The sequence below is a fragment of the Arthrobacter sp. Y-9 genome (assembly GCF_029690065.1).
Lineage (GTDB): Bacteria > Actinomycetota > Actinomycetes > Actinomycetales > Micrococcaceae > Arthrobacter_E.
This window is the reverse complement of record NZ_CP121463.1, coordinates 3,565,927-3,573,060: the sequence shown is the minus strand read 5'-3', so window position 1 is coordinate 3,573,060 and position 7,134 is coordinate 3,565,927. Positions and strand designations below refer to the sequence as shown.

Sequence of the window (7,134 nt, the reverse complement as noted above, 5' to 3'; positions counted from 1 at the left end):
GGTCCGCGGGCTTGGCCTGAGGCTTCGGCTGCTGCGGGGCCTCGAAGGGGGAAGCCGTCGGGCGGGAGGTCTGGCCGCCCTTGTCGCCAGAGCCACCCGATGGGTTCGCGGAGCCTTCGTCCTTCGTCGGTCGGCTCTCAAAGGGGCTCGAGTTCGAGGGGCTCACGCGGTACCTCCACTGGTTTCATCGCTTTGCGGATCGTCCGAGCCGGATTCGCCGGATTCGGTGTCCTGGACGGGGACGGACGCGTCGGCGCCGTCCTTGTTCTGACTCAACGTTACGTCATCGCCTGCGGCATCGTCCGGTGTTTCACCGGATTCCTCGCCCTCCAGACCGCGTTCGGTGTTGCGCGCGACGCCGATGATCCGGTCGTTCTTGTCCGGCTTGGCGAAGATGACGCCCATGGTGTCGCGGCCCTTGGCGGGCACGCCCTGGACCGAGGAGCGGACCACCTTGCCGCCCTCCATGACCACGAGGACCTCGTCGTTCTCATCCACGATGAGAGCGCCCACCAGGTCACCGCGTTCCTCGGCGAGCTTGGCCACCTTGATGCCCAGGCCGCCTCGGTTCTGCAGGCGGTACTCGTCGGCCGCGGTGCGCTTGGCGTAGCCGCCCTCGGTCACCACGAACACGTAGGAGTCCTCCGTGACCACATCGGCGGCGAGGAGCTCGTCAGCCTCGCGGAACTTCATGCCGGTGACGCCCGAGGTGGCGCGGCCCATGGGACGCAGCGCCTCGTCGTCGGCGGTGAAGCGGATCGACTGGCCCTTGCGGGACACCAGGATGAGGTCGTCGGTCTCGCTGACCAGCTGGGCCGAGACCACTTCGTCGCCGTCGCGCAGGTTGATGGCGATCACGCCGGCGCTGCGGTTGGTGTCGTAGTCCTCCAGACGGGTCTTCTTGACCAGACCGCCCTTCGTGGCGAGCACCAGGTACGGGGCCTGCTGGTAATCACGCAGGTCAAGGACCTGGGCGATGTGCTCGTCCGGCTGGAAGGCCAGCAGGTTCGCCACGTGCTGGCCCTTGGCGTCACGTCCGGCCTCGGCCAGTTCGTACGCCTTGGCGCGGTACACGCGGCCCAGGTTGGTGAAGAACAGCAGCCAGTGGTGGGTGGTGGTGACGAAGAAGTGCTCCACGACGTCGTCGCCACGCAGCTGGGCGCCCTTGATGCCCTTGCCGCCGCGCTGCTGCGAACGGTAGTTGTCGCTGCGGGTGCGCTTGACGTAGCCGCCGCGGGTGATCGTGACGACCACCTCTTCCTCGGGGATGAGGTCCTCGATGGACATGTCGCCGTCGAAGCCGCGCAGAATCTGCGTGCGGCGGTCGTCGCCGTGCTTCTCGACGATCCCGGCGAGCTCCTCGGAGATGATGGCGCGCTGACGGTCCTCGGACGCGATGATCTCCTTGTACTCGGTGATCAGCGCTTCGAGCTCGGCGTGACGCTCCTGGAGCTTCTGGCGCTCCAGGGCGGCCAGACGGCGCAGCTGCATGTCGAGGATGGCGCGGGCCTGGAGCTCGTCGATCTCGAGCAGCTCCATCAGACCGTCCCGGGCGGCCTCCGTGGTGCTGGACGCGCGGATCAGGGCGATGACCTCGTCCAGCATGTCGAGCGCCTTGAGGAGCGCGCGCAGGATGTGCGCCTCTTCCTCGGCACGGCGCAGACGGTACTGGGTCCGTCGGGCGATGACGTCCAACTGGTGCGTCACCCAGTGGCGGATGAACGCGTCGAGGCTCAGCGTGCGCGGCACACCGTCCACGATCGCCAGCATGTTCGCGGAGAAGTTCTCCTGCAGCTGGGTGTGCTTGTAAAGGTTGTTCAGGACCACCTTGGCCACGGCGTCGCGCTTGAGCACGATCACGAGGCGCTGACCGGTGCGGCCGGAGGTCTCGTCGCGCAGGTCGGCGATGCCCTGGACCTTGCCGTCCTTGACCAGCTCGGCGATCTTCACGGCCAGGTTGTCCGGGTTCGCCTGGTACGGCAGCTCGGTGACCACGAGGCAGGTGCGGCCCTGGATCTCCTCGACGTTGACCACGGCACGCATCGTGATGGAACCACGGCCGGTGCGGTAGGCGTCCTCGATGCCCTTGTGGCCCAGGATGGTGGCGCCGGTGGGGAAATCCGGGCCCTTGATGCGGAGCAGGAGCTCCTCGAGGAGTTCCTCGCGGCTCGCATCCGGGTTCTGCAGGTACCACTGGACGCCGTCCGCCACTTCGCGGAGGTTGTGCGGCGGGATGTTGGTGGCCATGCCGACGGCGATGCCGGAGGACCCGTTGACCAGCAGGTTCGGGAACCGGGCCGGCAGGATGGTCGGCTCGAGGCTGCGGCCGTCGTAGTTGGGCTGGAAGTCGACGGTCTCCTCGTCGATGTCCCGGACCATCTCCATGGCGAGCTGGGACATCTTCGTCTCGGTGTACCGGGGGGCGGCCGCGCCGTCGTTGCCCGGGGAGCCGAAGTTGCCCTGGCCGAGCGCGAGCGGGTAGCGCATCACCCAGTCCTGGATGAGGCGGACCAGGGCATCGTAGATCGCCATGTCGCCATGCGGGTGGTACGTGCCCATCACGTCGCCGACCACGCGGGCGCACTTGCTGAACGCCTTGTCGGGGCGGTAGCCGCCGTCGTACATCGCGTAGATGACGCGGCGGTGCACCGGCTTGAGGCCGTCCCGGACATCCGGAAGGGCACGGCCCACGATCACGGCCATGGCGTAATCGAGGTAGGAGCGCTGCATCTCGGTCTGCAGGTCGACCTGCTCGACGCGGTCCACCAGCGTGCCCTCGATGGCGGCCTCGGGGCTCTTCATGCCAGGGATTTCGGGAGTTTCGTCACTCATCGTTCCGTCTTTCGTTTCACGTTGATCAGTTCCGGATCAGGCGCACGACGGCGGCACTCGGCCGCCGTCGCCGGCTCGCCTAGATGTCCAGGAACCTGACGTCCTTGGCGTTCTGCTGGATGAAGTTACGGCGGGATTCGACATCCTCGCCCATGAGGACCGAGAACACCTGGTCCGCGGCGAGGGCGTCGTCCATGGTGACCTGCAGCAGCGTGCGGCGGTCAGGGTCCATGGTGGTGTCCCAGAGCTCGGTGTAGTCCATCTCGCCGAGACCCTTGTAGCGCTGGATGCCGTTCTCCTTGGGCAGGCGCTTGTTCTCGGCCTGGCCCTTGGCCAGCGCGGCGTCACGCTCGGCGTCGCTGTAGACGTAGTCGTGCGTCGCGTTGGACCACTTGATGCGGTACAGCGGCGGCTGCGCCAAGTAGACGTAACCGTTCTCGATGAGCGGCCGCATGTAGCGGAACAGCAGGGTCATGAGCAGCGTGGTGATGTGCTGGCCGTCCACATCGGCATCGGCCATGAGCACGATCTTGTGGTACCGCAGCTTCTCGAGGTCGAAGTCCTCGCCGATGCCGGCGCCGAACGCCGTGATCATCGACTGCACTTCGGCGTTGCCGAGGGCCTTGTCCAGGCGGGCACGCTCGACGTTCAGGATCTTGCCGCGCAGCGGCAGGATCGCCTGGGTCTCCGGGTTGCGGCCACGCTTGGCGGAACCGCCTGCGGAGTCACCCTCCACGATGTACACCTCGCAGCGCGACGGGTCCTTGGAGGAGCAGTCGGAGAGCTTGCCGGGCATGCCGAAGGACTCGAGCGGGCTCTTCCGGCGGGCGTTGTCGCGGGCCTTGCGGGCCGCGAGACGTGCCTGGGCGGCGTTGATGGCCTTCCGGATGATGTCCCGCGCGGGGCCGGGGTTGCGCTCCAGCCAGTCACCGAGTTCCTCGGTCACCGCACGCTGCACGAAGCCCTTGGCCTCGGAGTTGCCGAGCTTGGTCTTGGTCTGGCCTTCGAACTGCGGTTCGGAGAGCTTCACGGAGATGACGGCGGTCAGGCCTTCTCGGATGTCATCACCGGTGAGGTTGTCGTCCTTCTCCTTGATGATGTTCTTCTCGCGGGCGTACCGGTTGATGAGGGTGGTCAGCGCGGCGCGGAAACCTTCCTCGTGGGTGCCGCCCTCATGCGTGTTGATCGTGTTGGCGTAGGTGTGGACGCTCTCGGAGTACGCCGTGGTCCACTGCATCGCCATCTCGAGCGAGATCTGCTTGTCGGTGTCCTCGGTCGCGAGGGAGATGACGTCCGGGTGGACCAGCTCGGTCTTCTTGCTCTTGTTGAGGTGGACCACGTAGTCCAGCAGGCCGTTGTCGTACTGGTAGACGACGGTACGGGGACCGCTCTCCGCCTCATTGAGGTGGTCGAGATCCAGATCCTCGTCGGGCGTCTCGATCTCGCGCTCGTCCGTGAGCGTGATGCGCAGGCCCTTGTTCAGGAACGCCATCTGCTGGAAGCGGGCGCGGAGGGTCTCGAAGTCGAACTCGGTGGTCTCGAAGATCTCGGGGTCCGGGTAGAAGGTCTGGGTGGTGCCCGTCTCCTCGGTCTCCTCGCCCTCGACCAGCGGACCCATGGGCTTGCCGCCGTCGGCGAAGGACATGCGCCAGGCGTGACCCTGACGGCGGACCACGGTGTCCACGCGGCGGGACAGCGCGTTCACCACGGAGATGCCCACGCCGTGCAGGCCACCGGAGACGGAGTAACCGCCGCCGCCGAACTTGCCGCCGGCGTGCAGAATGGTCATGACCACTTCCACCGTGGGCTTGCCCTCGGTCGGGTGGATGTCCACCGGGATGCCACGGCCGTCGTCCACCACGCTGACGCCGCCGTCGGCCTGGAGCACCACCTCGATGTGGGAGCAGTACCCGGCCAGGGCCTCATCCACCGAGTTGTCCACGACTTCGTAGACGAGGTGATGCAGACCGCGGGGGCCGGTCGAACCGATGTACATGCCGGGCCGTTTCCGGACGGCTTCCAGACCTTCAAGGACGGTGATGTCACTGGCGCCGTAGTCGCGCTGCGTGGTGGCGGACAATCCGCTTTCCGGCTGCGGATCGGCGTCTGGGTGTTCGGCGTTCTCAATGGCCACAGGCGTGTCTTTCCTTCGTTGCTCTTAAAGCGTGCTCTGTCAGCCACCCGCCGTGGCGGTCGGCTGACGTGAACGGGCTGACGTGTGTGGTGCTCGTTCCATGGGTCCTCCGGCGTGAGGCACCGCCGGCACGGTCCCGGGACATGGATCGAGCGCCGGATCCGTCACGAAGCGGCGCTCTGAGCCTCACTGTTCATTCTACCCTTTAGAACTGAACGATTCCTGATTCTGGGGCCCTCCTGGCGAAGAAAAAAAGCTCTGACCGGCCCGCAAAAGCCTCCTGGCGCTCTCGGGGGACTCTTGGATGGCCCGGGATACGGCTCACGGGGCGTTCAGGGCTCCTGGAGGCCGTGGAGCGTTTCATCCGTAGGTGTCCCGCGGGCCCCGTCCGGGCACACTCCGGCGCCCCTTCTTCCAGGACGGCGCGTTGGGTCCGTGGATCTCGATCACCGTCACGATCCCCGGCCCCACTTCGGTCCGGAACTTCTCCAGCAGGCTGGGGCGCAGCAGACGCATATTGGCCGCCCAGGCCGTGGAATCGCAGCGCACCGTCAGCGTGGTGCCGGCGAATCCGGTCGCCTGGCAATGCGCGGCGACCTCCGGCCCCACGAAGGACGGCCACTGACTGACCACCGATCCCACAGCGACCGGCGAGCTCCAGCCACGGTCCACCACCAGGCGCCCCATGATCGAGCCGACTCCTTGGGGATCACGGCCGACGCCGAATTCCCGGGACGGCCGCGCCTTTTTCTTCGGGACGCGGGGGCCCTCGAGTGATCCCGCTGCGGACTTGCTCCGGATCTCGCCCCGCAGTTCCGCGGCACGGCGAGCTCTGCGCAGTGCGTCACGCGCGGCGTCCGGGCCTACCTGTTCGGGCGTGCCCTCCTGTTCGGGCCTTCCGGAATCGGGCTCACGCACCATCGGGCTCTCCCGGAAGGATGGCGCCCGGCAGGACGCGGACCCGGGAACCCGACAGTTCCGGCGGGACATCGCTGTCCACTGCGGCCGTGACCAGCACCTGTTCGGCGGTGGCCACGATGGTCGCGAGGCGGGCCCTCCGCTGGGCGTCGAGCTCCGCGAAGACGTCATCGAGGATCAGGATGGGCGCCTGGGTCCCGGAAAGATCGTCCTCCAGCAGGGCGTAGTACGCGGCGAGGCGCAGGGACAGCGCGAACGACCAGGTCTCGCCGTGCGAGGCGAAGCCCTTCGCGGGCGCCTGTCCCAGGAGCAGTTCCCACTCCTCGCGGTGTGGTCCTACGAGGGTCAGGCCCCGGTCGGCCTCCTGCTGGCGACTCGCTTTCAGCGCCAGCAGATAGCGCTCGGTGAGCCGGGCGACGTCGTCTCCGGCAAGCCGCGCCGCGTCATCCTCCACCGCGGGGATCCCGACGACGGCGGCCCCGCCGTCGTCGTCCGCCGCGGACGGAACGGGGAGCAGGCCGGCCGCACCCGCCTCGGTCTCGAAGGCGACCGTGGATCGGTAGTGCGCCCGGGCGATCTTCGACCCGTCGGTGAGGGACGCGTAGGCCGTGTCGATATGGGGCTGCAGGCTGCGGACCAGAGCGAGCCGTGCCTGCAGGAGCTCCGCGCCACGGGTGGCGAGATGGTGATCCCAGACATCCAGGGTGGCTTCTTGCGCGGAGGACAGCCGTCCGCCGCGAGCAGATTTCAGCAGGGCGTTGCGCTGTTTGAGCACCCGGTCGTAATCGGCGCGGGTCCCCGCATGACGGGGCTCCAGTGTCACGAGCAGTTCGTCGAGGAACCGGCGGCGGATGGCCGGTTCGCCCTTGACCAGGGCCAGGTCCTCCGGTGCGAAGAGCACCGAACGGACCAGGCCCAGGATCTCCCGGGCCCGCACCGGGTTGCCCCGGTTGATGCGGGCCCGGTTGGCCCTGGCGGCGTTGATCTCCACTTCCACGCTGGCCTGCTGCTCACCCCGGACCAGCCTGGCCCGGATGAACGCCTGTTCGGTGCCGAACCGCAGCAGCGGCTGGTCCGAGGAGACGCGGTGCGAACCGAGCGTGGACAGGTAGCCGATGGCTTCCATCACGTTGGTCTTGCCCACGCCGTTGGACCCGACCAGGACGGTGACGCCCGGTTCCAGCGGAAGTTCAAGCTGAGGGTAACTGCGGAAATCCGTCAGCGAGAGATGCGCCAGGTACACGCCGGCT

At 67.5% G+C, this 7,134-nt stretch carries 4 protein-coding genes; all 4 read right to left on the bottom strand.

Annotated elements, in window-relative coordinates:
- Positions 1–162: 162 nt before the first annotated feature.
- Positions 163–2,832, bottom strand: coding sequence for a DNA gyrase subunit A (gyrA, locus tag P9849_RS16195; protein WP_278267719.1), 2,670 nt, complete (start codon positions 2,830–2,832; stop codon positions 163–165).
- Positions 2,833–2,911: 79 nt separating this feature from the next.
- The gene (gene gyrB, locus P9849_RS16190) at positions 2,912–4,912 is read right to left on the bottom strand and encodes a DNA topoisomerase (ATP-hydrolyzing) subunit B (RefSeq protein ID WP_278269180.1); all 2,001 of its coding nucleotides are present in this window, start codon (positions 4,910–4,912) and stop codon (positions 2,912–2,914) included.
- Positions 4,913–5,326: 414 nt separating this feature from the next.
- Positions 5,327–5,887: a DciA family protein gene (locus P9849_RS16185; protein WP_278267718.1), complete on the bottom strand. Its 561-nt coding sequence runs from the start codon at positions 5,885–5,887 to the stop codon at positions 5,327–5,329.
- Positions 5,877–7,127, bottom strand: a complete 1,251-nt coding sequence (recF, locus tag P9849_RS16180; RefSeq protein WP_278267717.1) for a DNA replication/repair protein RecF — start codon at positions 7,125–7,127, stop codon at positions 5,877–5,879. The genes P9849_RS16185 and recF overlap by 11 nt, the downstream gene beginning before the upstream one ends.
- Positions 7,128–7,134 lie beyond the last annotated feature (7 nt).

What these genes read in the sequence shown, in the direction of transcription:
- gyrA (WP_278267719.1), bottom strand. Translation starts at nt 2,832, where the DNA reads ATGAGTGACGAAACTCCCGAAATCCCTGGCATGAAGAGCCCCGAGGCC.
- P9849_RS16185 (WP_278267718.1), bottom strand. Translation starts at nt 5,887, where the DNA reads ATGGTGCGTGAGCCCGATTCCGGAAGGCCCGAACAGGAGGGCACGCCC.